General features: G+C 38.4%; 20 protein-coding genes. 12 read left to right on the forward strand and 8 right to left on the reverse strand.

The annotated features are described in order from the left end of the window. The first annotated feature begins 2 nt into the window (after positions 1 to 2). Complete coding sequence (locus E4F24_RS10290; RefSeq protein WP_140938611.1) at positions 3 to 1,319, forward strand: hemolysin family protein; 1,317 nt, start codon at positions 3 to 5, stop codon at positions 1,317 to 1,319. Between the two features lie 5 nt (positions 1,320 to 1,324). After that, on the forward strand, positions 1,325 to 2,041 hold the full coding sequence (locus E4F24_RS10295) for a 16S rRNA (uracil(1498)-N(3))-methyltransferase (RefSeq protein WP_140938612.1): 717 nt from the start codon (positions 1,325 to 1,327) through the stop codon (positions 2,039 to 2,041). Here E4F24_RS10295 and E4F24_RS10300 read toward each other — a convergent pair. The 3 genes from E4F24_RS10300 to E4F24_RS10310 are packed head-to-tail and all read right to left on the reverse strand — an operon-like array spanning position 2,038 to position 4,617. Continuing rightward, positions 2,038 to 2,520, reverse strand: a complete 483-nt coding sequence (locus E4F24_RS10300) for a hypothetical protein (protein WP_140938613.1) — start codon at positions 2,518 to 2,520, stop codon at positions 2,038 to 2,040. The genes E4F24_RS10295 and E4F24_RS10300 overlap by 4 nt on opposite strands. 50 nt (positions 2,521 to 2,570) lie before the next feature. Then, positions 2,571 to 3,989, reverse strand: a complete 1,419-nt coding sequence (locus tag E4F24_RS10305) for an ABC transporter permease (RefSeq protein ID WP_140938614.1) — start codon at positions 3,987 to 3,989, stop codon at positions 2,571 to 2,573. A gap of 1 nt (position 3,990) precedes the next feature. After that, entirely contained in the window at positions 3,991 to 4,617 is a 627-nt protein-coding gene (locus tag E4F24_RS10310) for an ABC transporter ATP-binding protein (protein WP_140938615.1), read from the reverse strand. A 287-nt stretch (positions 4,618 to 4,904) separates the two neighbouring features. On the opposite strand from E4F24_RS10310, the gene E4F24_RS10315 reads away from it, so the two are divergent. The 3 genes from E4F24_RS10315 (at position 4,905) to E4F24_RS10325 (ending at position 10,203) form a co-directional block, all read left to right on the forward strand. Next, complete coding sequence (locus tag E4F24_RS10315) at positions 4,905 to 7,763, forward strand: TonB-dependent receptor (RefSeq protein WP_140938616.1); 2,859 nt, start codon at positions 4,905 to 4,907, stop codon at positions 7,761 to 7,763. A gap of 67 nt (positions 7,764 to 7,830) precedes the next feature. Further along, positions 7,831 to 8,979, forward strand: coding sequence for a hypothetical protein (locus tag E4F24_RS10320; RefSeq protein ID WP_140938617.1), 1,149 nt, complete (start codon positions 7,831 to 7,833; stop codon positions 8,977 to 8,979). 147 nt (positions 8,980 to 9,126) lie between these two features. Next, positions 9,127 to 10,203, forward strand: coding sequence for a hypothetical protein (locus E4F24_RS10325; RefSeq protein ID WP_140938618.1), 1,077 nt, complete (start codon positions 9,127 to 9,129; stop codon positions 10,201 to 10,203). A gap of 53 nt (positions 10,204 to 10,256) precedes the next feature. Here the strand turns inward: E4F24_RS10325 and E4F24_RS10330 are convergent, their stop codons facing one another. Next, on the reverse strand, positions 10,257 to 11,450 hold the full coding sequence (locus E4F24_RS10330; protein WP_140938619.1) for a hypothetical protein: 1,194 nt from the start codon (positions 11,448 to 11,450) through the stop codon (positions 10,257 to 10,259). Between the two features lie 162 nt (positions 11,451 to 11,612). On the opposite strand from E4F24_RS10330, the gene E4F24_RS10335 reads away from it, so the two are divergent. The 4 genes from E4F24_RS10335 (at position 11,613) to E4F24_RS10350 (ending at position 16,341) form a co-directional block, all read left to right on the forward strand. After that, the gene (locus E4F24_RS10335) at positions 11,613 to 12,935 is read left to right on the forward strand and encodes an alpha/beta hydrolase family protein (RefSeq protein ID WP_140938620.1); all 1,323 of its coding nucleotides are present in this window, start codon (positions 11,613 to 11,615) and stop codon (positions 12,933 to 12,935) included. Between the two features lie 173 nt (positions 12,936 to 13,108). Beyond that, positions 13,109 to 14,875: a DNA polymerase III subunit gamma/tau gene (locus tag E4F24_RS10340; RefSeq protein WP_140938621.1), complete on the forward strand. Its 1,767-nt coding sequence runs from the start codon at positions 13,109 to 13,111 to the stop codon at positions 14,873 to 14,875. A 77-nt stretch (positions 14,876 to 14,952) separates the two neighbouring features. Continuing rightward, positions 14,953 to 15,726, forward strand: coding sequence for a 23S rRNA (guanosine(2251)-2'-O)-methyltransferase RlmB (rlmB, locus tag E4F24_RS10345; protein ID WP_140938622.1), 774 nt, complete (start codon positions 14,953 to 14,955; stop codon positions 15,724 to 15,726). Positions 15,727 to 15,741: 15 nt separating this feature from the next. Beyond that, positions 15,742 to 16,341 carry an HPP family protein gene (locus E4F24_RS10350; RefSeq protein WP_140938623.1) on the forward strand — a complete coding sequence of 200 codons (600 nt, stop codon included), beginning with the start codon at positions 15,742 to 15,744 and terminating at the stop codon, positions 16,339 to 16,341. A gap of 180 nt (positions 16,342 to 16,521) precedes the next feature. Here the strand turns inward: E4F24_RS10350 and E4F24_RS10355 are convergent, their stop codons facing one another. Beyond that, positions 16,522 to 18,342 (reverse strand): DEAD/DEAH box helicase, encoded by a 1,821-nt coding sequence (locus E4F24_RS10355; RefSeq protein WP_140938624.1) that lies wholly within the window; start codon positions 18,340 to 18,342, stop codon positions 16,522 to 16,524. A 131-nt stretch (positions 18,343 to 18,473) separates the two neighbouring features. On the opposite strand from E4F24_RS10355, the gene E4F24_RS10360 reads away from it, so the two are divergent. Beyond that, positions 18,474 to 19,040 (forward strand): hypothetical protein, encoded by a 567-nt coding sequence (locus E4F24_RS10360; RefSeq protein WP_140938625.1) that lies wholly within the window; start codon positions 18,474 to 18,476, stop codon positions 19,038 to 19,040. A gap of 102 nt (positions 19,041 to 19,142) precedes the next feature. Beyond that, a complete protein-coding gene (locus tag E4F24_RS10365; RefSeq protein ID WP_140938626.1) occupies positions 19,143 to 20,669 on the forward strand; it encodes an amino acid permease in 1,527 nt (508 codons plus the stop codon). Positions 20,670 to 20,752: 83 nt separating this feature from the next. Here the strand turns inward: E4F24_RS10365 and E4F24_RS10370 are convergent, their stop codons facing one another. The 3 genes from E4F24_RS10370 to E4F24_RS10380 form a co-directional block, all read right to left on the reverse strand. Continuing rightward, on the reverse strand, positions 20,753 to 22,099 hold the full coding sequence (locus E4F24_RS10370; protein ID WP_140938627.1) for an OmpA family protein: 1,347 nt from the start codon (positions 22,097 to 22,099) through the stop codon (positions 20,753 to 20,755). A 143-nt stretch (positions 22,100 to 22,242) separates the two neighbouring features. Further along, positions 22,243 to 23,094 carry a universal stress protein gene (locus E4F24_RS10375; protein WP_140938628.1) on the reverse strand — a complete coding sequence of 284 codons (852 nt, stop codon included), beginning with the start codon at positions 23,092 to 23,094 and terminating at the stop codon, positions 22,243 to 22,245. 15 nt (positions 23,095 to 23,109) lie between these two features. Next, the gene (locus E4F24_RS10380) at positions 23,110 to 23,961 is read right to left on the reverse strand and encodes a universal stress protein (protein ID WP_140938629.1); all 852 of its coding nucleotides are present in this window, start codon (positions 23,959 to 23,961) and stop codon (positions 23,110 to 23,112) included. Between the two features lie 192 nt (positions 23,962 to 24,153). Between E4F24_RS10380 and alaS the strand changes: the two genes are divergently transcribed. Next, positions 24,154 to 26,766, forward strand: a complete 2,613-nt coding sequence (gene alaS, locus E4F24_RS10385) for an alanine--tRNA ligase (RefSeq protein WP_140938630.1) — start codon at positions 24,154 to 24,156, stop codon at positions 26,764 to 26,766. Positions 26,767 to 26,773 lie beyond the last annotated feature (7 nt).

Genomic DNA, 26,773 nt, shown 5'->3' on the forward strand with positions numbered 1-26,773 from the left:
AAATGGCTCTTGATATTTTTTGGACTGTATTTTTAGTGCTTGCAAACGGATTTTTCGTTGCCGCAGAATTTGCTATTGTCAAAGTAAGGGCTTCTCAAATTGAACTTCAAGCAAAATCAGGAAGCAATGTTGCTAAAATTGCAAAAAATATTACAGAGCATTTAGATGGATACCTGGCTGCTACACAGTTAGGTATTACATTAGCTTCTCTGGCCTTAGGTTGGGTAGGAGAACGCGTGATGACGGAAATAGTGCATGAAATATTTGCGGTGTTCAACATTGAATTAGTCGGATGGTGGGCGAAATATTCTGGTCATGTACTTGCGTTTTCTATCATTACATTCTTACATATCGTATTTGGCGAATTGGCACCAAAGTCCATCGCGATCCAAAAGCCGGTAGCTACGACCATGCGGATTGCATTACCTCTTCAGTTTTTCTATTATCTTTTTAGACCGATAATATGGTTGCTAAATGGATTCGCGAACTTTTTATTACGACTTATCGGTATTGAAACGCATTCCGGTGAGGCAAATCACTCCTCTGAAGAACTGCAGTATTTGTTGGAAAAAGGTAAGGAAAGTGGAGCACTGAATAATTCGGAGCATGAGTTGATTAAAAATGTCTTCGATTTTAACGAACGAATTGTTAAAAATATCATGGTACCCCGCACAAAGATTGTTGCCGTAGAGGTCAATGATCCGGCAGATGAATTTATCAAGACTGTAACAGAGGAAGGGTATTCACGTATTCCTATTTATGATGATAATATTGATCAGATTGTGGGTATAGTTCATACCAAAGATATTCTTCCACTTATTGTAAAGGGTAAGGATGTGGTGTTGAGGAATATTATGCGCAAGCCGTATTTTATTCCTGAAACAAAGAAGATCAATGATTTGATGGCAGAGTTTCAGCTTAAGCGCATTCAAATTGCTTTTGTACTGGATGAATTTGGCGGAACGGCAGGGATGGTTACATTGGAAGATATTGTAGAAGAATTAGTAGGAGAAATTCAAGATGAGTACGATGAAGAAACTCCTGTAGTAGAGCGTATTTCGGATACGGAGTATATGGTCGATGCAGGAGCAAGTGTACATGATACTAATGGGTATTTGCCAATAGAATTACCCGAAAGTTCGGATTATGATACGATTGCTGGCTTGGTGAGTCATGTCTTTGATAAAATTCCAGATGTGGGGGAGACAGCCGAACAATTTGGATATAATTTTACCATTATGAAAAAAACGCAGCAAAATATTGAATTTGTGAAATTGGATTTAGTGGAAACAGGTCATGATAACGGGGGTGCTAAATAAGAAAGATGAATCTTTTTTATACACCTGAAATAGAATTCCATCATTCCTCTTTTTTATTAAGTGAAGAAGAAAGTAAACATGCTATCCGTGTATTGCGTCTTTCTGCAGGAAGCATTATCCATTTGGTAGATGGAAGAGGGGGGATGTATAAAACGGAGATTATTGAAGCTCATCCCAAAAGAACGAGCCTTCGGGTTATTCATGTAGAAGAAAATTATACTCTAAGTCCTTACCACCTTCATATTGCAGTAGCGCCTACAAAAAATATAGATCGTCTGGAATGGTTTTTGGAAAAAGCTACCGAAATAGGTTTGCAGGAGTTTACTCCCATTATTTGTGCGCATTCAGAGCGTAAAGAGGTAAAGACAGAGCGGTTGGAAAAAGTGGCAATAGCCGCAATGAAACAATCCCTGAAAGCTTATCTTCCTAAGATAAACCCTGCGATTTCATTTGCTAAATTTATAGATAGCCAGCAGCAGGATGTACAGTCTATAAAAGCTATTGCACATTGTGTAGATAGTGATAAAAAATATATCACCAACTCTTTTTCAAAAGGAGAAAACTATTTGATTCTGATAGGCCCGGAGGGCGACTTTTCTGAACAAGAAATCCAATATGCTTTGCAGGCCGGTTATACCCCTTTATCATTAGGAGCGGCAAGATTGCGTACAGAAACTGCTGCGTTGGCTTCTGTATTAGAAATATCGTTGCTTAATCGTTAGTTTAAGAGTTCCGCATTTACGATTTGAATTTCTGCGTTTCCTTTTAGCGGTTCGGGGTTGAATACCATCTTCCCTTTTAATTTTATAGGTTCGTCTGTAAACTTAATTGTACCTTTTTTCATAAAAATTTCTACCATAGGCGGTATTCCGTTGGTGCCACAAAACTGACATTGTGCTATAGGAAGGACTGAGAGCATGAATGTATTGTGGTTTCTGCCACTGGTAAGAGGTACCATATACCCTGGCAACTCGACAATCTTGTTCTCCAGTTTTTTTAATTCAGGAGGGTAATGAGGGGTATATACTTTTTTATTTCCTTCCGTACTTACTTTGTACATCATTTTGTCAATGGCTTCCCAGATATTGTTCATCATAGGGGTATGATCCGGCACATTGAGGTTTGGATAATCTTTTATCTGTGCATTAGAAACTGCACTGCTCAGTAAAAGTAAATTTAGTATAAGCAATAATTTATTCATATTTATCTATCTAACTATTTAACTTTCTAGCCTCCTAACCATTTAACCCTCTAACTTTTAGAAGATAAAGTTTTTGAAATCGTTGTATTATAGGCTTTGAATGCAGGAATTAATGCGGCGATGACACCCAGTAAAATAGCTGTAACTAAAATAAGAACCTCGTTCGGATATAATTTGAATGCTTCGATGAAATCCGCACTTTGGCTTGTCTGTGTGCTTATATAGTAAAGTGCACTATGCCCCATTAGCAAGCCGATACAACCTCCTATTAAGGTAATCACTAGCCCTTCGACTATTACCAGGGCGAAAAGTTTAGTTTTCGTTGCTCCCATGGTCCGCATAATAGCCATATCATATCGTCGTTCTTTCAACGCATTGTATAGGCTTATAAAAACGCTTAATGCGGCTATAAACATGATGACATAGGCCAATATAGCTAGTGAATCTAAGCCTACGCCGAGTAGCGAAAATATTCTGGAGCTCTCTATTGCGGGAGATGCAGCCTGCATGTGTGTGCTTTGATTGACTAGTCTAGGCAGTATCCCTATCGCTGCGGGAGAGCTATATTTGACTAATAGTGCTGTGATCTCTACGCCATGATCTTCGATCATGCCCTGGCCTATGCTTTTGACCAAGGTAGGGTCTTCCATTCGTGGTTTTTCCTTTGTAAGGGTTTCTGTTCCGTGAGCAGGATGTTGATGATCATGATCTTCTGCATGATCTTCTGCATGATCTTCTGCATGGTCATGCTCATTGCTGTGTTCATGATGATGCGCATCAGCAGTAGTTGTGTGCTTATGGTCTGCATGGTCATGGTTACAGTCGGGGCCATGTATATGTTCGCCATCGTGGGCTATACCATGTACTTCCCATACACTGGCCAGGTTGGAGAGTATCAGGTTGTCTACTACCGATCGGGAAGGAGCCAGGATACCCACCACTTTGAAAGGGTGGTTGTCATGTACATGAGCATCGGCCGATAGTCCGTGAGCACTGTGTATCTCATCACCGATCTTTAATAGGTGCTTCCTGGCGACCTCAGCACCGAGCACGATCTCAAAGCTTTTGGTCCAGAGTGCACCTTGTGCCATTTTAAGTTCATATAGCTCTATGAATGTGGCGTCGGTGCCAATGATACGGTGTCCTTTATAATTATCCCCCAATGAGATCGGAACAGCTAGCTGTACGAATGGGTTTGTGGCTATTTTATTCGCTTCTGCAAGCGATATATTACCTGTAGGGTTGTCGACATGATATAGGCTGCTCAGGATTAACTGCATCGGGCTGCCCTTTGCGCCGACCACCAGATCAACATTTTTGCTGTTATTTTCCAGCTGTTTCTCGAAGCTGTCTCCGGATATATAAATGACTAATAATATGGATACACCAAAAGCGGTCAAAAATATGCTTAATAGCGTCGATCCCCATTGTTGGGTAATGTTCTTCCAAGCTAATGCCAAAGTATTCATGTCAGAGTTGATAAGTGTTGGAGAAGTTGTCTTTAATTCTTTTGTCGTGTGTGGCGATTAATAAAGTAGCTCCATAAGAAGTAGCCGTTTCCAAAAGTAAGTCTAGAACGTGTCTTGTATTGGTGTCGTCCAGTGCAGCTGTAGGTTCATCAGCAATCAATAGTTTTGGATTATTAACTACGGCACGAGCTATCGCCGCACGTTGAAGCTGGCCTCTGCTTAGTTGAGATGGGTAACTATCTGCTTTGTCTGCTATCTGCAATTTGTCCAAAATTCTTAAGATAGCCTCTCGGTCAACAGCTTTTTTGGCCAAATGTTGCGCCAGCTCGATATTTTCTTTAGTCGTTAAATTCTTTAAAAGATGTGCCTCTTGAAAGATAAAGCCGATGTTTTCCGCACGGAATCTATCCAGCTGGCTTTCGGTAAGCTGGTATATGTCTTGCTCTCCGATATAGACTTTCCCATTGGAAGGCTTGGATAGTCCGCCCAGTAAATGAAGTAAAGTTGTTTTTCCTGTGCCTGAGTCTCCTAATAGAAGGGTGTGTTGGTTTTTTTCTATTGTGAAGTCAGGAAACTGAAGTTCGAGCGAAGGGGAATATTTGAACGTAAGATTTTCTGAACGTACCATGAATGAATTTGTTCCAGTAGTTTTTAGTTTCAACCTTAAAGGTATCGGAAATTGCTTAGAATAGAAAATCTTAATAAAAATATTACACGATTAACAACCTTCCCTTTAAAGAAAATTTAACGTATCCTACATAACTATGTTTATTTATCGTTCTGTTTTCGGGTATTTTGGTAATGATTCAGGTTGTTAATAAATAATTAACATTAGATTCAATTAAAGGTAATCTGTTGGTAACATTGAGTTAATGTGCCTCGTGTACTTTTGTGTTAAATTAAAATTAATTCAAGTTGAAACTAAATTTAAACATTAAAAGAGCAAGTCTACTGTTATCAGGTATAATAGTATGCTCGGTTGTTTCTGCACAGAAAGTGGATCCGAAAGGAAATGTCCTGCCAAAAGATTCCAATAAACAAGATACTACCAAGACATTAAATGCACAACAGAAGAATAGTGCCTCCATTGCAGATGGTGTTGCTGCTTCCGGATCAACTTTGGGTATCCGTGGTAGGATTATCGATGTGGAGACGATGCAGCCAATTTCTGGTGTAAGTGTTTCCTTAGCAGATAATAGTAAAGCGACTTCAACCAATGAAAACGGAGAATTTATTATTCCGGTAAACAAAAAGGGTATCTATGAAATTGTAAGCAGCTACCTGGGATATAATAAAGAGATCACTCCTGTGGTTTTAGCCGAAAAAAACTGGGAAAATATCAGTGTTGTTTTAGTAAGTGAGTCATCTGCTTTAGATGAAGTTGTTGTTACAAGAAGACGTGTGCAGGCCAGTGAAATCGCTTTGTTGGAAGAACGCAAAGCTTCGAATCTGATGGTGGAAAAAATAGGTGCACAGGAGCTTTCTAGAAAAGGAGTATCTGATGCTGAAGGGGCATTGACGAAGATGAGCGGTGTCACCAAATCAGCAGGTGGAGCTAACGTATTTGTACGTGGATTGGGCGACCGTTATAACAGTACTACGCTAAATGGTTTGCCTTTGTCTTCTGAAGACCCGCTTAATAAAAATGTTTCTTTGGATTTCTTTGGTACTTCTATTATTCAGAGTATTGCCGTTAATAAAACATTCAACCCTACATTGGGAGCGGATGTTGCAGGTGCTAATATTGATATTCTTTCTAAGGTACTTGCTGATAATAACTTTTTGGAAATTGGTGTTTCTACAGGTGTCAATACACAGGCGCTCAAAACAGATAATTTTCAGAAGATAACTGGCTCTAATTGGTTCGGGAGTTTGGCGGAGTCCAAAAGTACAATAACGAATGGAAGCAATTATGCCTTTGCCAATAAATGGAATCCAAAACCATTTGACGGGACACCAATTAATTCTTCTTTTTCATTAGCTGGAGGAAAGAGAGTGAGAGTAGGTGAAAATAACTTAAATGTGTTTTTATCTGCTAATATGAATTCGGAATATAAATACTATGATGGCGTTGTTCGCCAGACATTGACGAACGGCGAGATTTTCCTAGATCAAAAATCAACACTTTCTCAATATAATATCGATAAGACAGCCATTGCAAACTTGAAATATTCGTTTGGCAAACATTACGTGGCTTTCAATTCATTGTATATCAATAATCAAAGCCAAACATTTGAAGATAACTATGGTTTAAATAGTTTTCCAAATCCAAATGATAGAGGTTTGTTCAGAAGACAGCATATTGTAGATAATAATTTGTTTGTCAATCAATTGTTGTCAAAATTGGTGCTGTCTGATGTGTTGGATTTAGATCTTGGAATTGCGCATAACCTGGTGAAAGGTAATGAGCCTGATCGTCGAACTATCAGGTTGTCAGAAGTGTTTGAGGATGATGGTCGCAGCAATTTCTATTTGATGGGAGAGCAAAATTCAAATGAGCGATACTATTCGGATTTGACAGAAAATGCATGGTCGACAAAAGCTATTGCTACTTATAATTTCGATAAAGAAAGCGATTTTGAACGCAAGATTAACTTTGGATATAATGGTAATATCATCAATAGAGATTTTAATGCTACGTTGTATACGCACCTGATAGACGGAAGCCGTCTTCTAGATCCAAATAATGTTTATAATATAGATAATGTATTCAATAGTAGTACATTACAGTCTAATTTCTTTCGGTTGAGTTCGCGAATGGGGAATTTTGAACCCGAATGGTATAAAGCCAATAAGCGTGTGCATTCTGCTGTGTTAATGGGAATATATCAATTTGATCCTAAATTTACAGCCCTAATAGGAATAAGATACGATAATGTGTTCCAGGATGTTAGCTATAAAACAGCGTTAAATGATTCAGAATTGAACGATAATGAGCCGTTAAAGAAGAATTATGTGTTGCCAAGCTTGAATCTGAAGTATATGTTAACAGAAAAGAGTAACCTAAGAGCATCTGCTAGTATGTCTTATACTTTGCCGCAGTTTATCGAAATGGCTGAATTCTTGAACACTTTCTCCACTTACACTACGCAAGGAAATCCAGACTTAAAGCCCGTTCAGAATACAAATTTTGATGTGAAATGGGAGCTGTTTCCAACCGTAGGAGAATTAATTTCTGTAGGTGTATTTTATAAGCAGTTGAAAGATCCTATTGCGCGTACCGAGATGAGTGGTAATGTGATGACATATCATAATGTCGGATCTACCGCTACTGTTGCTGGTGCCGAAATCGAACTGAAGAAAAACATTCTAAAAACGATGACAGAAAATGGTGATAATGTATTGTCCGGAGGTCTGAACCTATCGTATTTGTATAGCAATCAAAAACTAGAAAATATCTTACCAAGATTTACTGCTGAAGAATCTGCATTACAGGGCGCATCGCCTGTGTTGATCAATACAGACGTGACTTACTTGTGGAATAGGAGAGACTGGAATTTGACATCTACTGCCGTATTGAATTATTTCAGTGACCGTATTTATTCTTTAGGTGGAAGTAATGCATACAGAGATATTATAGAAAAAGGAATCCCTACACTAGATGTTATTTCACAGGCAGATATTAAGAAGCATTGGGGTATTAATGTAAAGTTGCGTAATCTTCTTAATCCTGCAATTCGTTTAGAACGCGAGACAGATAATGGTGAAGCAATAGCATTAAGTTCGTATAAGCGCGGAATTGATATGAGTGTTGGTATATCCTATCGTTTTTAATGGTTTAGTAATATTGGGTTAACAGTTAGATTAATTTAAAAAGTTAAAATTGTATAAAATTAAAAAGATGAAAAGAGAATTATTTACTATTCTAGCAGCTTCAGTTCTTGTGTTTACATCATGTAGCAAAGACGATGATAATGGTAATGACAATGGTCAACAGTTGGTCGAATTAACGGTGTTGTCGGGACCTATCACTTCCAATGCTATTGTTAAAGGTAGTACAATTAATTTGACAGCTGCTACTATCGTTCGTGAGGGAGCTACATTAACTATCCCCGCGGGTACAACAATTACGGCTAACAGCCAAGGAGCTTATTTGTTGATTGAAAAGGGAGCAAAAATCATTGCTGAAGGTACAGCGCAAAATCCAATTAAATTTACTTCGGCAACAAAGAGCTCTGGTTCATGGGGCGGTTTGATTATCAACGGAAGAACACCGCTTTCTCGTGCTACTGAAGCTTCTCCAAGTAACTTTGAGACTGAAATCAACACAAATATCTTCTACGGAGGTAACGATGTAGCAGATGATTCAGGTGTGTTGGATTATGTTATTATTGAATATTCTGGAGCGAATATCTCGGATGATAAAGAGCACAATGGTTTGACGTTAAATGCTGTTGGTAACAAAACTAAAATCAGCAACATCTATATCAAAGATGCAGCAGATGACGGTATTGAATTCTTTGGTGGTTCTGTAAATGTTACGAACCTGTTAGTTGTAAATTCCGAAGACGATATGTTTGACTTTACACAAGGTTATACAGGTACATTAAAAAATGCTTATGGTATTTGGGAAGCTGGTTTTAAAACCAATGAAGTAGATCCTAGAGGCATCGAGGCTGATGGTAACCATGATGGAAATTTACCGGATGCTTTCTATCAGTCTAATTTTAAAATGGAAGATATAACTATCGTGCAAAACTCTACGACTACAGGTGTTGAAGGTACTATGCAAGATGTGGTCAAGGTTAGAAGAGGTGCTAAAGCTACAATCACTAACTTGTTGGTTAGTGTAGGAGCAACTTCTTTAGTTGGTGATATGATTGATTTTACGGATAGTAAAGGTGCTGGTAGCGCAACGATTACCTATACCCTTTTGCCAGCAGCTTTAACTGCTAAAATTAATCCTACGGATGCAGCTGGTATTACAAAGAATACAACTTCAACAGGTGCTAATACATCAGTATTTGCTTGGACAGGTTATACGTTCTAAGAATATTTTTTCTAACTAAACTATTAAAGCCGACTTCGAAAAGTCGGCTTTTTTATATAGTACCTGATTAGATCTATATTATTAATAATATTTCCTCGTCTCCTAATTATAACTGTCAGTGATAGTTTGACTAACTAATACACGAATATGCTAAAGATTAAATCTATACTTCCATTAACGATGATAATAGTTGGCAGCTTCATCGGCTGCGAGAAAAATACATCAGATGAGCCTGAAATAATGGATTCAGAAATCGTAGAGCCTGAATTAGAACAACCAATAGAAACTAATTTTGTGATTAAGAATCTTGCGGAGGATGATTATACAATCGATAAAGAAGGCTATGGCGAGCTTAATTTTTTAGGGTTCGGCTATGATGTTACAGGCAAATATTCTCACAGGAGCTCCGTTAAAGAGGCTGTAATCAATACGCCTGTATTTGGACAAGACAATCCCAGCCGTCTGGATGTGCGCCTCCTTCGTGAAGCGAGTTTTAACACCGTTTATGGTGCCGATTCGGAGGATTTTACGAAATGGTTGACAGGTGAAACGGCTGATGTCAATTATTTTAAGGGGAATATCATGCATCCTTTTCCAGATACCGATCCCAATGGAGGTGAATACATTTATGGTCTGTATGATACCTATATAAGACACAAACGACTTAGACTATTTCTAAATCCTGGGGAAAGCCAGTTGTTACGGTATTTGACCATAAATTTTCAAACAGATAGCAAATCTTTGGAACCAGCGGAACTTGTCAAAAAATATGGAACACACGTATTGCTCTCTTTGTTTACTGGAGCTAAGCTAAGCTTGGATTACCAAGCTGAATATTTAGGAAAGAAGGATCGACGTAGCGCTGTGGAAAATAGTTTTAGAATAGGTATAAACGACTGTTTTGGGTTGTTTTCTGGATTTCTTGATCCAGCAGATTCAATAGTACTTAAGGATGTGGCTGATCCGATAATCGCTTTTGAAGCAATTGGGGGTGACCCATCTAAAATATTAGTAAATAATACTTCAGGTCATAATCCGAAGGTAAATATTTCGGAATGGTCAAAGAGTATCAATGAAGATAATTATCGGTTCGTTTACATTGATGGTCTGGATAGCTTGTTGCCTATTTCAGAGCTTATTGAGGATATGGCGAAAAAACAAAAGGTAGAAATTTTTATCAACGAATATATCAAAGCGAACGAGGTGAAGGTGAATAACTACTAGCCGATAGGGAGCTCACCTAACCTGAAATATCCTGTATTTTTGGGAATAGTGTACTATCTCGGTTGATAGTGATATACGATTTCATACTTTTCGTGTTTATACTTATCAGCAACTTCACCTATATTTAGATTTTGTCCTTGTGGTGTTGGTTCACAAATCGAAAAATACTGTCCCTCATATTGTATGGCATTTCCGATGGTATGTTCAAATTGAACCCCCATCGTAATGTGCGTAGGATAGAGTATGGCAATCATGGGTAGATTGTATATCTCTTTTACCAAAAAGAAGAATAAGGCCGCACGGTCATCACAATCGCTGTAATTATTGATCAAGGTTTGTTCTGGAGATAACCGTTTCTCTATTCCAAAATTTTCATCGTCGTTCTCATATAAAAATGCATATCGTGTAAATCGCATCAGATAATCAACGCCATTTTTGGTATCCATATCTTTAACATTTTCTCGAAGCACAGGTATCAGTGATTGGTAAGTCACTTTAGTGAGCGGAATATTAAAATACGTTTCAAAATTAACCCCCGGATAGTTTTTAAAGATACGAGCTATGTTGTCATTTACCTTAATGTCGAATTCATATACCTTATCTTTATACTGAAAGTTTACATTTTTAACGGCATAAGACTCATCTTTAAATTCCGGCATTTCAGCTATTTTATAACTGAAATCTTTTGTAGCTCCGGGAATACGGATCGAAACAGGTTTATACACATCAGAGCGCTTAAATAACTTGCCGTAATCATGATAGTTGAGGCAGGTAAACTGTTGACCGTCAATTACAAAAAAAGGAATATCAGATATATCTTCTGTGTTTTTAATATAAAAGATAATTTGACCGTCGCCCACTGCTAATCTGGCATCATATCCGGATTTATTCATCAAATACCATTTGTACAGTGTATAACGATGATAATTAGCTGCTTTTGGGCTTATTGCTTCTGACACCTGTCTAATAAGCTGATAATAGAGCCAGTCGTTTAAGTTCTTTTGCTCTTTAAACGCCTTCAGATGAGTAATAAGTATGTTATAGTCCTCTGAATCAATAGTATTGTAAAATTCGAGTATCGATTTTTCATCTGTTTCTCCTTGGATTTGAATTTGAGGAGTTTTTGATTTGTCGAAAATAAAAGGCTCTTTGAAAAAATCTATGGTGTCTAATGACTGCCCAAAAGAAGCTACTGTATAGAGTAGAGCTACACAACATGAAAAGATATATATATACCGTTGCTTCATTCTGATAACAATTTATTAATATAGATTTAATATAAAAATAACAAAATAATTTTGATAAAATGGACTGAGGTTTATTGTTATAAACAATAATAGTTATTTTTTGTATTTTTATTTGTGATTTTGGCGACAATTGCTGAACTCGGAAATCTGTATTATCAATATATGAAGTATCTATTCTTTTTTGTAGTTTTTATTCAGTATGGTTTCGGGCAGTCTTTTAACGGCACTTGGAAAGGTGATTTAAAAGCGCAGGGAATGACGTTACCCTTTGTTGTTCACCTCATACAGGTAGAAAATGGTTATGAAGCTAAGGCCGACAGTCCGAAGCAAGGTGCTTTTGGATTGGCTGCAAAGGCAAAAGTAACCGGAGATAGTGTTGTTGTTTCTACGGATTATGGGGCAAAAGTCGTAGGTGTACTAACGGATGATACAACGATTACAAGCATTTTTTTTCAGGGTGGAATACAAATTCCGTTGATTTTAAAAAAACAGAAAGTTGTAGAAATGCCTAAACGACCGCAAGAACCCCAGGCTCCATTTTCTTATGATAGTGAAGACTTTGTAGTTGATAAAGATGTAAATACAACATTTGGAGGTACGATTACATCACCGAAGCAAGCTGGGAAGTATCCTGCTGTTATTTTAATCAGTGGAAGTGGGCAGCAAAATCGGGACGGAGAATTATTTGGCCACAGGCCATTCAAATTATTGGCCGATCGGCTTACACAGCAAGGCTTTGTCGTGTTGCGATTTGATGATTTAGGAATAGGAGAGTCAAAAGGAGATCTAATAAATTTCACTACGTTGACCCAAGCGGATGATGTCGAATTTCTGTTAACATATCTTTCCGGACATTCAAAAGTTAATCCGCAAAAAATTGGATTGATCGGTCATAGTGAAGGGGGAGTGATAGCACCTATTATTGCAGCTCGTAATAAGGAGGTGAAATATGTGGTTTCTCTAGCTGGAATGGCTATTCGTGGCGAAGAATTAACTTTGCGGCAAATGGCAGATATCAAGGGACAATCGGTAGAAAAAAAGAATTTTTACAAAGATTTGGTTACCATTATGGGTACAGGACATCCCGATCAAATACGCAATGACATGCAAAAACGAATAGATGCATATACCGAGACAGCAATAGATAAACTAACCGTAGAAGACACTGCAGGTATCAGCCGTTTATTTCTCCCTTGGTTTATTACTTTTGTCAAATTAGACCCTGAAACATATCTTAAAGATGTACATGTGCCATTGTTGGCTCTCAACGGAGCAAAAGATATACAGGTAGTCGCTAAAGATAATTTAGAAGCCTTCAGGAAATATCTTCCAAATAATAAGAAAAATATGTTTAAAGAATACCCGGATCTTAATCATCTTTTTCAGACTGCTACAACCGGAGATATACTAGAATACAGTGTTATCGAAGAAACTTTTAATGAGCAAGTGATAAAAGATATGTTGATCTGGTTAAATGGACTGTAGTCGATATCGGCAGTAGATCCAAGTTTATTTAATTTTTTCTCTAATAAATTGCGTACGCTATAGTCTAGATGTTCCAGATATTAGGATAATGCGCTAAAAGGAGGTTTTAGAAAGCCGATTTTTTACGTTTTAATATTTACTTTTTACTTCTTAAAATCCGTATCTTCGTAGCAATGGATAATTTTATTGTCTCCGCTCGTAAATACCGCCCTGTCACCTTCGATTCTGTCGTGGGGCAGCAGCACGTTACGAATACCTTAAAGAATGCAATTCTTAATAATCAGTTGGCACAAGCCTTTCTGTTTTGTGGACCCAGAGGTGTTGGTAAGACTACGTGTGCGCGTATTTTGGCAAAGACAATAAACTGTGAGGATATTTCAGCGTCTGCTGAAGCTTGTGGTACATGCGAAAGCTGTAAATCGTTTCAAAATGGTGCTTCATTTAGTATTCATGAGTTAGATGCTGCATCGAACAACTCTGTAGAAGATATCAGGAGTCTCATTGAGCAGGTACGTATACCACCGCAGGTAGGTAAGTACAAGATCTATATTATTGATGAGGTACACATGCTTTCTCAGGCAGCTTTCAATGCCTTTCTGAAGACATTGGAAGAGCCACCCACGTATGCAATATTCATTCTTGCTACAACAGAAAAGCACAAGATATTGCCTACAATATTGTCCCGTTGCCAAATTTTCGATTTCAACCGGATCAAGGTAGAGGATATGGCGGTACATTTGGCATCTATTGCGCAAAAAGAATCGATCAGCTATGAAGATGATGGCTTGCATATTATTGCACAAAAGGCGGATGGAGGTCTGCGTGATGCTTTATCCATGTTTGATCAGATTGCTAGTTTTTCCAATAAGCAAATTACCTATCAGGCGGTAATCGATAATCTGAATATTCTGGATTATGATTATTATTTTCAATTAATGGCGGCAGTTTCCCAAGAGAATGCAGCTGATACATTATTGATTTTTGATAATATCTTGAATCGGGGATTTGACGGAGGGCATTTTATTGCTGGTTTATCTTCGCATTTGCGCAATCTATTGGTCACGAAAGATCCAAAAACCCTGAAGCTACTCGAGGTAAGCGATAATATAAAAAAGCGCTATTTGGAGCAATCTCAACAAATCAACACCGGTTTACTGTTGTCTGCATTAAATATTGCAAACCAGTGCGAGGTCAATTACCGAACCAGTAAGAATCATAGGTTGCAAGTTGAACTAGCCTTGCTGAAGATCTGCCATTTGTCATCTGCCATTAGATTGAGCGTAAATGGTATATCAGCATCTAGTGCTGAACTAAAAAAAAAACTCCCTGAACCGGTAGCGATACCGCAAAATAGCTCTCCCGCTATTGTAAATAAAGCTATTCCTGCACCTGTAGTTTCCGGTGCAACAGTCAATCCTTCCGTTACCCAACCCGCATTGTCAGCAGTGAAACCGGCTGCTCCCGTAAAAGGATGGGGGAGCTACAAACCGTCAATAGCTGTTCCGAGCTTAAATACTGTTTTTGAAGAGAAGGCAATAGAGGAAGATGAAGAAGACCTGGTAAAAGGAAGCGAATTTAGGGAAGTTACATTAAACGGCTTTTTGGAAAAATGGAATGTGCTAGCTGAAAATCTAAAAGTAGAAAGCCGTATTACACTTTATACAATTATGACGGCAAGTCAGCCCCGTTTAAAGGGCAATTTAATCGAGATTGATGTCGAGAATGCCGTACAAATGGATCAACTTAGAGAAGGAAAAATAGATATCCTTAATTATCTTCGGGTGGAGTTAAGAAATTTTTCTTTAGAACTTGAAGGCGTGCAGATTGAGCAATCCAAAGTTCGGAAACCCTACACTTCGCAGGAGAAATATCAGGTAATGGCTACGAAGAATCCTGCATTAGAAACATTGCGCAAAACCTTTAACTTAGGACTAAGTTAAAAACCAAAATTTCTTTTCTTATCTTTGCGACAAATAGTACAATACGGTGGCTATTTTTTATATTATAAATTCGTAACATGGCTTTCCACATTAGAGACAATAGGGGTGAAAAAAGAGAATCCAATCAAATGGTTTTTGGTATCCGCGCAGTTATAGAAGCAATAGATAGCGGCAAAGAAATAGAATCCCTGTTTGTACAGCGTGGCTTAAGTGGAAGTTTGTTCCTGGAACTCAAATCCCTATTAAAGGAGCATAACCTAGGTTATCAGCAGGTTCCGATTGAAAAGTTGAATCGGATTACACGCAAAAATCATCAAGGTGTAATAGCCGTAATTTCCCCTATTGTTTATCATCAGATCGAAGACCTCTTACCGACAATTTACGAGAAGGGAGAAATACCATTTTTGTTAATGTTGGATGGTGTTACCGATGTACGAAATATGGGAGCAATAGCACGTACCGCGGAATGTGCAGGTGTGCATGCTATTATTGTTCCACGAAAGGGATCGGCTGAGATAAATCCGGATGCGATTAAGACATCTGCCGGAGCCTTATATAAAATTCCGGTTTGTCGACAAGATAGTTTGGGCAAAGTAGGACGATATTTGATAGAGTCTGGTGTTCAGTTGGTAGTGAGTACAGAAAAAACGCAGGATTCCATTTATGATATCGATTATACTGTGCCGACCTGTATTATAATGGGAGCGGAAGATGTGGGCGTTTCAGATGATTTGATCCGTATTTCGGATAAATTGGCGAAAATTCCGATGTTTGGTGAAATAGCATCTTTAAATGTATCTGTTTCGGCAGCTGTGGTAATATATGAAGCGATACGACAGCGCTCCAAATAATATTAATGCTTTTCAATGTCTCCCCAGAAGTTCAAAAGACAGTTAAGAGTTTATCGCATCGTATTCTATAAAGAAACTTTAGTAGATCCTAAGGAACATTTTTGGTCTTTTGTGGGTGCATTTATAGGGATAAGTATAATAGCTTTTATCCAATCTTTGAGTCTTCCGGATCTAGAGAATATTTTTTTGATAGGATCTTTTGGGGCGTCAAGCGTATTAATATATGGTGCCATACAAAGTCCGTTAGCACAGCCGCGTAATTTGATTGGAGGTCATGTCGTTTCGGCTTTTATAGGTGTTACGGTTGCCAAGGTTATGCCCGATATTATATGGCTGACTGCGCCTATGGCTGTAGCATTATCTATAGTCCTAATGCAGGTGACACGTACCTTGCATCCTCCTGGTGGGGCTACAGCCTTAATAGCCGTAACGGGTGGAACAAAGATAGCTTCAATGGGATACTGGTATGTGCTGAGTCCGGTTTTGTCGGGGGCAATGATCCTGTTTCTCGTTGCCTTAATATTCAATAATATCACCAAAAACAGACACTATCCGGTAAAAGACTCTCGCTTACGTTTATCAAGGAGAAGACAACTGCGTAAAAGATTTCAATAACCTCTCTCGCTTGAAATGAAATAATAAAAACTCGTGTTGGATTAGAATATAGTGTGGTTGTTAGGGTGTAAAGTTTATAGGGCTTCGTGTTAAAATATAAAACAAAAGGAGCTAGAACATAAAAAAGCTTCCTTAATTTGATAAGGAAGCTTTTTATTAAAGTAAGTGTTAATTTACTTACTAGTATTTGCTTTTCGTTTCGCGACGTTTGCCGGAGAAGTCGCGGAAACCGCCACCACCACTGCTGCGTTCTCGTTCTCTGCGTTCTCCACCGCTTCTGCGATCTCCACCACCGCTGTTACCAAAGCGTGAGCGTCCGCTGCGTTCGCCACCGCCACTACGTGAACGGCTACCACGATCTGAAGAACCACCTTCGCCGGATACTTCGATACGAATATTTCTTCCGTTGAAGTCAACGCCTTTAAATCCTTGGATTACTTTATCAACTTCAGCGTCTTGTACTTCAAAGAAAGTATAAACTCCTTTTAAGTCGATTTTACCAATTGATTTGCCTGATATTTTCGTAGTGTTACAGATGTAACCTAAAATCTCTCCGCGATTGAACTCGTCTACTGAGCCTAAGTTCATGAATAAACGTGTGAACCCTTTAGAACCACTACGGTCTCTACGGTCACCTCTGTCAAAATCACGATCACCTCTTCCGTTATCACGCGCATCGATATTCAAATCAGGCGCATTTTTATAATACTCTAAGAAACGGTTGAATTCTAGGGAAGCAAATCTTTTTACGATATCCTCTTTCGATAAAGATTCAAAACCTTCCATAATAGCCGGTAGGAATTGATTGATTTGATCTTCGTTGATCGTTACATTTTGAACTTTATCTACAATCGTTAATAATTGCTTTTCAACTACTGCAGCACCTTGAGGAACCTCTTTGCGTTCAAATGATTTACCTATTACTTTTTCCAGATGACGTATTTTGCTTTGCTCTTTAATATTGATTAAAGAGATTGAAATACCGGTTTTACCAGCACGAGCGGTACGGCCCGAACGGTGTGTATAGTTTTCAATTTCGTCAGGTAAAGAGAAATTAATTACGTGTGTTACGTTATTTACGTCGATACCACGAGCAGCAACATCCGTTGCAATCAACAATTGTAAATTGCGGTCACGGTAACGTTTCATCACTTTGTCACGTTGTTGTTGAGATAAATCTCCGTGAAGTGAATCTGCATTGTAACCATCCTTAATTAAGGCTTCGGCAATTTCTTGCGTTTCAATTTTTGTACGACAAAATACGATACCAAAGATATCCGGATTTGAATCTACAATACGTTTGAAAGCAGCGTATTTGTCTTTTGCTTTAATTAAATAATAGTTATGCTCGATGTTAGCATTACCTGTATTTTTGGTTCCTACAGTCATTTCTACTGGATCTGTCATATAGTTTTTAGCTATACGGCGAACTTCAGCAGGCATGGTAGCCGAGAATAACCATGTTTTTTTAGTGTCAGGAGTCTCTGACAAAATGTTGTTGATGTCTTCTTGGAAACCCATGTTCAACATTTCGTCCGCTTCATCTAACACAACATAATTTACTTGGGAAAAATCAATCGCTTTACGACCAATAATATCCAACATACGACCCGGAGTCGCTACTACAATTTGCACGCCACGTCTGATCTGACGTAGTTGGTCACTGATATTTGCACCTCCATATACAGCCACAACATTCACGTTGTCGATGTATTTAGCATATTTTTCTAAATCTTTTGCGATTTGCAAACACAATTCACGTGTTGGGCATAAGACCAACGCTTGTGGGTGTTTTTGAGAAAAGTCTAATTGCTCTAATAATGGAAGACCAAATGCCGCTGTCTTACCTGTGCCGGTTTGGGCTAATCCGACAAAATCGTCGTTGCCAGTCAATAAAACAGGAATGGCTTTTTCCTGTATCTCGGAAGGTTTTTCAAAACCTAACTCTGTGATGGCATTAACAACCTCATGACGGATTCCCAGTTCTAAAAATGGGTTCATGAAATAAATTATACAATAGGCTCAATTGCCTAAGGCGATGCAAAGATAGAAATAATATATTAATTATCCTATATTTCAGATTATTATAATTTTAAAAATCATTTTATGAGACGAATATGATATACTTGTATATGAAAAGTATAACCAGTTATACAGTAGTTTGCATACTGTTATTAATAGTAAATGGCGTTTTAGCACAGGATAAGCCTAATTCGAAGGTTTTTTTGGAAAAATTTAAATCTTTAGAAGGTAAGTATTTTGAAGGAAAAATAATTGCTGGTGGCAAAGAAGGAGACGGATTTACCGGACAGAAATTGATTATGAAGGTCATGCAGTATGAAGAGCGAGAGGTGAAGATCCCGTTTTTTGTAGGTGAGAATAAATCCAGAACATGGATATTTAGCTATTCGAATCAGGTGTTGACATTGAAGCACGATCATCGTCATGAAGATGGAAGTCCGGATGCGATCACTTTTTATGGTGGTACAGCGACAAATGAAGGAGCTAGCGACATTCAGATGTTTCCTGCTGACCAGGAGACATGCCAATTAATTGACTATGCATGTCAGAATGTTTGGTGGATTACGATAGATGAGACGACCTATACGTATAACCTGCGACGAATAGGCAGCGATCGTGTGTTTACGGTTTCATTTGATTTAACAAATCCCATAGAAAGTACCATGATGCCCTGGTAGTTTAAATACTCGTGGAGCTAGAGGCTTAGTAAATTTTTAATAAAGTGTCAGTTTTTTTTATTTTTTTTTAGCTTTGAGCTTATAAATATATTAATCTTAATTATGTGGTATAAAAAGTCGATTTCTAAATTGGTCGCGGAGGCTGAGCAAAGTGGTGAAGGTACATTGAAGCGAACCCTATCAAGCAGAGGGTTGGTAGCTCTGGGGGTTGGGGCAATTATTGGAGCCGGATTATTTTCGTTGACCGGCATTGCGGCAGCCGATCATGCTGGTCCTGCGGTGATGCTTTCGTTCATTATAGCCGCGGTAGGTTGTGCTTTTGCAGGATTATGTTATGCTGAGTTTGCGTCCATGATACCTGTGGCCGGAAGTGCCTATACTTATTCGTACGCTACAATGGGCGAGTTTATGGCGTGGATTATAGGTTGGGATTTGGTATTGGAATATGCATTGGCCGCCGCTACTGTAGCAGCAAGTTGGTCGCAGTATTTTAACGAAGCCCTCAAGATATTTGGATTTACGCTGCCCAAAGAGCTTTTATATTCCCCTTGGGTGGAACATCATCTGTCGGATGGTACCGTATTTAGCGGAGGGATGGTAAATCTTCCGGCGATTGTAATCGTCTGTTTGCTATCCTTGCTATTGATGCGCGGTACGCAGGAATCTTCTTTTGTGAATAATATTCTGGTCGTACTTAAAGTAGCCGTTGTATTGTTATTTATCGCATTGGGCTGGCAATTTATAGATCCGGCAAATCATACACCTTTTATTCCTGTGAATGAAGGGGAGACCTTACTCAAAAATGGCGAAATAGGGTTCTTTGATTTTTTCAAAGAGGGTTATTTTGGACATTACGGAATTAGTGGGGTATTACGTGCTGCTGGTGTTGTCTTCTTTGCTTTTATCGGATTTGATGCGGTCAGTACTGCTGCGCAGGAAGCCAAAGATCCTAAAAAAGGAATGCCCATTGGTATTATAGGGTCACTTGTCATCTGTACGATCTTGTATGTTCTTTTTTCTTATGTGATGACAGGCTTGGCACCGTATACGGATTTTAAAGGTGATGCTAAACCTGTAGCAACTGCGTTTGGAAAAACAGGATATCATTTTCTGAATACGGCGATGATCGTTACGATTCTTGCGGGATATACTTCCGTTATTCTTGTGATGTTATTGGGACAGAGTCGTGTCTTTTATACGATGAGTAAAGATGGTTTGTTGCCAAAAATATTCTCCGATCTATCGAAAAGGCAAACGCCTTGGAAAACAAATTTGATCTTCATGGTTTTCGTTAGTGTTTTTGCCGGTTTTGTGCCTGTTTCGGATTTAGGACACATGGTAAGTATCGGAACGCTACTCGCATTTACGTTAGTATGTATAGGTGTATTGGTGCTTCGGAAGAAGAATCCATTGGCCGAGCGTCCTTTTAAAACACCTTTTGTGCCGTTAGTGCCTATTTTAGGTATTATCGTTTGTGTGGCGATGATGGCATCGCTTCCGCTTGAAAGTTGGGAACGCCTTGCTATCTGGATGATTATAGGTGTTTCGGTCTATTTCTTATACGGAAAAAAGCATAGTGTACTGCGTAAAGAAATTGAAAGCGGAGAGTCCAATGGTTCTGGTCGCTAGTCGAAGGATCAGAATAGCCGGGGAATTGTGTATTAAAAAGGGAGCTCCTGAGGGCTCCCTTTTTTACGGCATAGCGTTTTTAATTAATAGAGTGTGAATTCTACGCGGCGATTTTGTTGGCGGCCTTCTGCCGTTGTATTGGTCGCAATTGGCTGATTAGGGCCGTAACCTGTAGCTTCGATGCGGGATGCATTAGCTCCTTTAGAAGCTAAGTAAGCTTTTACGGCTTCAGCACGCTCTTTCGACAAGCGTAAGTTTGTCTGCATTGACCCCGTGTTGTCGGTATGGCCAGCTAATTTCAAACTAAAGTTTTTTTCTATCAAAATAGCTGCTACTTTGTCCAAAGATGAATAAGAACTTGAGCGAATAGTGGCTTTACCTGTCTCAAACTCCAGGTTTTTAATTGCTTCATCCACAACTTTTTTATCTTCTTCCGTAATGACAATTTTTTCAATTACTTTGGTTTCATGCTTCATTTCAGGAAGTGGACAGCCTGAGCCATCTACCTTAACTCCTGCAAGTGTATTGGGACATTTGTCAAATTTATTTGCTACGCCATCTCCGTCGTCATCTTTCAAGTCATCATTCAGTTTATTCATTTGAGATTTTAGCTCATTGTTTGAAGCAACTAATGCGTCACGTTCCGATTTCAGTTCATCGTACTTTTGGGTGTAGTCATCTATTAATGTAGCGACAGGGTTGCTGTTTCCTAAGTAGGGTTTGCTGCCGTTGCCTAAAGCAATTTCTAACCCGGCATGTGCGTAAGAGAATAGGTCATTTTTATACTGGCCAGCGGCTCTTCCATCGAAATCTTGATTCGCCCAATTCAACTGGTACCCTAAGTCTAGGTTGATTCCCTTTGCTATAGCGAATTTAAAACCAGCATCTACAGGTACATACAATTTAGTTTGCGATTCGGCTGTATTTGATGTGCCATCAGCTAATGTAGAAGTAGTTTCGAAATTTAACCCGCCTATTCCTACGGCTACGTAGGGTTTGATAAAGCTATTAAAAAATCGCCAATTGGTATTGGCCATAGTCCATTCTGCGGATAAGGCTGTAGACCAAGGTGTTTTGGTTTCGAATTCTGAGACCTCATTACCTGTAGCATCTTCGTTGATTCCACCTACTTTGCCGCCCATGTATTGTGCTTTTAATCCAAATGACGGAGAAATTTGCTTTTTGATATAGGCGCTATATCCCAAGTTATGGTTTAATTTATCGAAACTATCACGGTTAAAACCAAAGATGTTGGACTGGTTCAGGAGGCCTGCATTAACACCTATTGACCATGTTCTGTATTCCGAAGTAGAACCTAAAGGAGAAGTACCTTCAATAGAGGTCTTATTTCTTTCCTGAGCAAATGATGCCGTAGTAATCATACCAGTAGCGATCAACATAGATACCTTTTGTAAATTTTTAATTTTCATAAAATTTAATTTGATAATAAGGTCTATGGCAAATCCTTTGCCAAATCATTCCATTGGTGATTTTTACTGGTCATAAACCCCATGAAAATATTTATGTGTAGCTATTGCGCTACAATATTAGGCATCCTACGGCAATCTAATGCTTATGATTTGGCAAAAAATTTTGGTATTTTGATTTGATAAGCCATTTTTTTGACAATATTTTCTGATGTGATTTGTCGTAAGAAGCCTTTTTTACTTTTTGTAACCAGAAGGATATCTATTAATTCATCTGCTATGACACTGTCGATCGCGGATGAAATATTCTCTTTGTACTGAATAAAGAAAGATTGATTCTTTACGACGTAGGAAATATTGTCTATTCCGGTTTCTTCTATGATCTGAGGTATAAAAGAGTCAAATTTTTTGTCAATATCGGATATCGGTGTATTGTCGGTGTTTATGTGTATCAGTATCAACTCGAAATCAGTATTAAATACTCTTATGGCTTGCTTCAAAACATCGATTTCCCCCTCTTTGAAATTACATAATAAACCTACTTTATCTTTTTTGAAGTTTTTTGAATTAAGTGGTATCGCTAAAACAGGTGTGGCCGAGTTCTGAAATACGTCATACATATTAGATCCGATTAATAAGGCATCCAATCCCGAAGAACCTTTTGTACCCATTACAATTGCGTCATACGAATTTGAATGTGTTAATTTTTTGATTTCTTCATATAGATTGCCATCTCTAAAAATAGCATTGATATTTACTTGTGGATACTTTCCTATTATTCTTGAAATCACTTGTTGCATATCTCTCTTTGCCATACCAACCCTGGGGTCAATTAAGTCTGGTGTGTCAATCGAATTGCGATATATATTAGTATGGTCTGTAAAGATATGAACCAAGTCTATATCGTGATAAGTTTGTTTTGCAATTTCACAACCCACTTCAATTGCATTTTGGGAATATTCAGAAAAATCTACCGGAATGATTATTTTATTTGTCATGGCTTAATGTGTTTTTTAATTATTGTCAAAGAATGTAGGTTTCCTTAGGTTAAGGGTAAGCTCTTTTGATACCGACTTTCTAAATAAACGTTCAAAGAAACTTTTACGTGTTTTAGTGACTACAATCATATCAAAATCTTCTTTATTAATTGTACTATTGATGACTTCTGCTATGGTGTCTAAATCCTTATCCGTTTCATTGATACACTCTAATGTACTTGAGACCTGTTCTATTCCATTTAGGTCTTGGATGATAAATACCCACGAGGCCAATTTTTCTTTAACTTGGTCTATATTTTTTTCATCCTTTACGACGTGGATAATTTCGAGATGCTGTATATGTTGAAATAAGTTCAGGAAATCCCTAAGCGTTTCTAATTCTTCGGGTTTGAAATTTGTTAAAATTGCAGCTTTTTCCAGTTTAAAATTTTCATAATTATTAGGAATGGCAATTACCGGAATAGGAGATTGTGCGCTAATTTGACTTGTATTGCTTCCCCAAATGATAGATTTATTACTGCCTTTGCCTGTTGTGCCCATTATGATAAGCCCAATATTCTCCCGTTTTACATATAATGGGAGAGTTTCTATTAATAGCCCCCTTTCACAAGTTGTCTCTATAATTAAGTCTGAAAACTCAGTAATGAGGTTATTACGCAACTCTTCGATTAATAGGTCAGCTTTGAAAATTTTATCATCTTCGAATTTTTCTGTGAGTTCTTCTGAATCAAAATTTGAAGACTGTGCCGTATAACAATGATATAAGGTGAGACTTGCATTGTTTTTTTGCGCCAGCTTGCAGGCATATTGTGCAGCAAATAATGCGTTTTCTGAAAAGTCTGTAGGAACTAGAATCTTAGTTTTCATGAAATGTTTATGTAATTATAGTCCATATAAATGTACTAAAAATAAATGAGGAATAAAGGAGTATTGTCACGTTTTAATCGCGGTGCTGTCATTTTGGAAGAGTTTTACATTCCTTTTGGTCTATAGATTTATCGTTGGAAGAGCAATCATTTTTAAGTAGATTTGTATCGTTTATTAAATTAGATATAGTTCATGACCAGTAGAGAAATACGCGAGGCTTATTTGAATTTTTTCAAAAGTAAATCCCATCATATTGTTCCATCAGCACCTGTTGTGGTAAAAAATGATCCGACATTGATGTTCACTAATGCAGGAATGAATCAATTTAAGGATTTGTTTTTAGGAGAAGTGACTGTTAAGTATCCGCGTATTGCAGATACGCAACGCTGTCTTCGGGTCTCAGGAAAGCATAACGATCTGGAAGAAGTAGGTATTGATACGTATCACCACACACTCTTTGAAATGCTGGGAAACTGGTCATTCGGCGATTATTTTAAAAAAGATGCTATTGCGTGGGCGTGGGAATTGCTTACAGAAGTGTATAAGCTGGATAAGGATAAATTATACGTTACGATTTTCGAAGGCGATGCTTCCGAAGGATTGGAACGTGATGATGAAGCTTTCGAATTTTGGAAATCACATATTGGAGAAGATCGTATTCTCTTAGGAAATAAAAAGGATAATTTTTGGGAAATGGGAGATGCAGGGCCTTGTGGACCCTGTTCTGAAATCCATTATGATATGCGTACGGACGCTGAAAGAGCAGCTACTAGAGGACAAGATCTGGTAAATGCAGACCATCCGCAGGTCATTGAAATATGGAATTTGGTATTCATGCAATTCAATCGCTTGAAAAGCGGGAATTTAGAACCTCTCCCTGAAAAACATGTTGACACCGGTATGGGGTTTGAAAGGCTTGTCCGTGCAATACAGGGGAAAAGCTCGAATTACGATACGGATGTTTTTCAACCGTTGATAGCATATATCGCGGAAAAGGCAGGTATAAAATACGGTACGAACGAAAAGACGGATATTGCTATGCGTGTGTTGTCGGATCATATTCGTGCGGTGAGCTTTGCTATTGCAGACGGGCAGTTGCCTTCCAATAATAAGGCAGGTTACGTTATTCGAAGAATTCTTCGTCGGGCGGTGCGTTATGCCTATACCTTTTTAAATTTTAGAAACCCCTTCTTTCACGAATTGGTACCCTTGTTAGCAAACCAATTTAAGGGTGTGTTTGATGAACTTTATCAACAGCAGGATTTTGTAGAAAAAGTGATATTAGAGGAAGAAGTTGCGTTCTTACGTACGTTGACGACCGGAATCCAACGTTTTGAAAACTACGCAGCAGATCATACATCTGTAGATGGAGATTTCGCATTTGAACTGTTTGATACGTATGGATTTCCGATCGATTTGACCGACCTCTTGGCGCGTGAAAAAGGTATTTCCGTAGATATGGAGGCGTTTCATCTGGCTTTAAATGTGCAAAAGGATCGTTCGCGGGCAGCTACGGTTATTGACGCAGGCGACTGGATTGTAGTTGGAGAGGAAGCTGATGTGGAATTTGTAGGCTATGATGTGTTAAAAGCTAAAACTGAAGTAATAAAATACCGTAAAGTTACGGCTAAAGGGAAAGATCAATATCAGTTGGTATTATCTGTTACCCCTTTTTATGCCGAAGGTGGAGGTCAGGTCGGAGATATTGGTGTCCTTATTTCTGAATCAGGTGAGAAGATTAATATTACCGATACCAAGAAAGAAAATGGTCTGATTATTCATTTTGTGGATCAATTGCCGGTATCTTTCGAAGGCTTTTTTGAAGCGAATGTAGATAAGGGAAAAAGACTGGATTCAGAGAGCAATCATTCAGCGACACATTTGTTGCATGCTGCGTTGAAACAAGTATTGGGTGAGCATGTAAACCAAAAGGGATCTTTGGTGTCTCCAGATATTTTGCGCTTTGATATCTCTCATTTTTCGAAAATGACAGATGAAGAGATTAAACAAGTAGAGGATATTGTTAATACCAAGATTCGTGAAAATATTGCACTGAAAGAGGAAAGGCAAGTGCCTTTTCAGCAGGCTGTCGATTCGGGTGTTACGGCCTTATTTGGTGAAAAATATGGTGACTATGTACGCGTCATAACATTTGATGATAGCTTTTCTAAAGAACTTTGTGGTGGTACACATGTTAAGGCCACGGGGCAGATTGGATTTTTCAAAATTGTTTCAGAATCTGCAGTAGCAGCAGGGGTAAGACGCATAGAAGCGATTACCGGAACTAAAGCAGCAGCCATAATTCGGGAACACTTTGAACTTTTTCAAAATGTCAAGGAACTTTTAAATAATCCAAAGGACTTTGTATCAGCTATCGGTAAAATAGTGGAGGAGAATAGTGTGTTGCGTAAAGAGATCGAACATACGATAAGAGAAAAGTCATTGTCGCTGAAAAAGGATCTTGAAGCAAAATTGGAAAATATAAACGGGGTTCGTTTTTTAGCTACCGTAGTGGATCTTCCCAATGCAGAGGCTGTGAAGACATTGGCCTATGCATTAAAAGGTGCTATCAACAATTTGTTTCTGGTATTAGGGGCAAATTTTGAAGGCAAACCGAGTTTGACGGTCGTTATCTCGGATGAGCTCGCAAAAGAAAAGGGTTGGAATGCCGGTAATATCGTTAGAGATCTTGCCAAAGATATACAAGGCGGTGGAGGTGGTCAACCTTTCTTCGCTACTGCGGGGGGAAAAGATGCTTCGGGATTAGATAAGGCTATTCAACGCGCAAAAGATTTTGTGAATTAACCGTGTA

Source organism: Sphingobacterium lumbrici, assembly GCF_006476045.1.
GTDB classification, from domain to species: domain Bacteria; phylum Bacteroidota; class Bacteroidia; order Sphingobacteriales; family Sphingobacteriaceae; genus Sphingobacterium; species Sphingobacterium lumbrici.

Bases quoted from the DNA above. Each gene is read 5' to 3' on its own strand.
- E4F24_RS10295 (WP_140938612.1), top strand. From the start codon at position 1,325: ATGAATCTTTTTTATACACCTGAAATAGAATTCCATCATTCCTCTTTT.
- E4F24_RS10320 (WP_140938617.1), top strand. From the start codon at position 7,831: ATGAAAAGAGAATTATTTACTATTCTAGCAGCTTCAGTTCTTGTGTTT.
- E4F24_RS10370 (WP_140938627.1), bottom strand. From the start codon at position 22,099: ATGAAAATTAAAAATTTACAAAAGGTATCTATGTTGATCGCTACTGGT.
- E4F24_RS10290 (WP_140938611.1), top strand. From the start codon at position 3: ATGGCTCTTGATATTTTTTGGACTGTATTTTTAGTGCTTGCAAACGGA.
- E4F24_RS10375 (WP_140938628.1), bottom strand. From the start codon at position 23,094: ATGACAAATAAAATAATCATTCCGGTAGATTTTTCTGAATATTCCCAA.
- E4F24_RS10305 (WP_140938614.1), bottom strand. From the start codon at position 3,989: ATGAATACTTTGGCATTAGCTTGGAAGAACATTACCCAACAATGGGGA.
- E4F24_RS10355 (WP_140938624.1), bottom strand. From the start codon at position 18,342: ATGAACCCATTTTTAGAACTGGGAATCCGTCATGAGGTTGTTAATGCC.
- E4F24_RS10300 (WP_140938613.1), bottom strand. From the start codon at position 2,520: ATGAATAAATTATTGCTTATACTAAATTTACTTTTACTGAGCAGTGCA.
- alaS (WP_140938630.1), top strand. From the start codon at position 24,154: ATGACCAGTAGAGAAATACGCGAGGCTTATTTGAATTTTTTCAAAAGT.
- rlmB (WP_140938622.1), top strand. From the start codon at position 14,953: ATGGCTTTCCACATTAGAGACAATAGGGGTGAAAAAAGAGAATCCAAT.
- E4F24_RS10325 (WP_140938618.1), top strand. From the start codon at position 9,127: ATGCTAAAGATTAAATCTATACTTCCATTAACGATGATAATAGTTGGC.
- E4F24_RS10365 (WP_140938626.1), top strand. From the start codon at position 19,143: ATGTGGTATAAAAAGTCGATTTCTAAATTGGTCGCGGAGGCTGAGCAA.
- E4F24_RS10330 (WP_140938619.1), bottom strand. From the start codon at position 11,450: ATGAAGCAACGGTATATATATATCTTTTCATGTTGTGTAGCTCTACTC.
- E4F24_RS10350 (WP_140938623.1), top strand. From the start codon at position 15,742: ATGTCTCCCCAGAAGTTCAAAAGACAGTTAAGAGTTTATCGCATCGTA.
- E4F24_RS10310 (WP_140938615.1), bottom strand. From the start codon at position 4,617: ATGGTACGTTCAGAAAATCTTACGTTCAAATATTCCCCTTCGCTCGAA.
- E4F24_RS10340 (WP_140938621.1), top strand. From the start codon at position 13,109: ATGGATAATTTTATTGTCTCCGCTCGTAAATACCGCCCTGTCACCTTC.
- E4F24_RS10380 (WP_140938629.1), bottom strand. From the start codon at position 23,961: ATGAAAACTAAGATTCTAGTTCCTACAGACTTTTCAGAAAACGCATTA.
- E4F24_RS10360 (WP_140938625.1), top strand. From the start codon at position 18,474: ATGAAAAGTATAACCAGTTATACAGTAGTTTGCATACTGTTATTAATA.
- E4F24_RS10335 (WP_140938620.1), top strand. From the start codon at position 11,613: ATGAAGTATCTATTCTTTTTTGTAGTTTTTATTCAGTATGGTTTCGGG.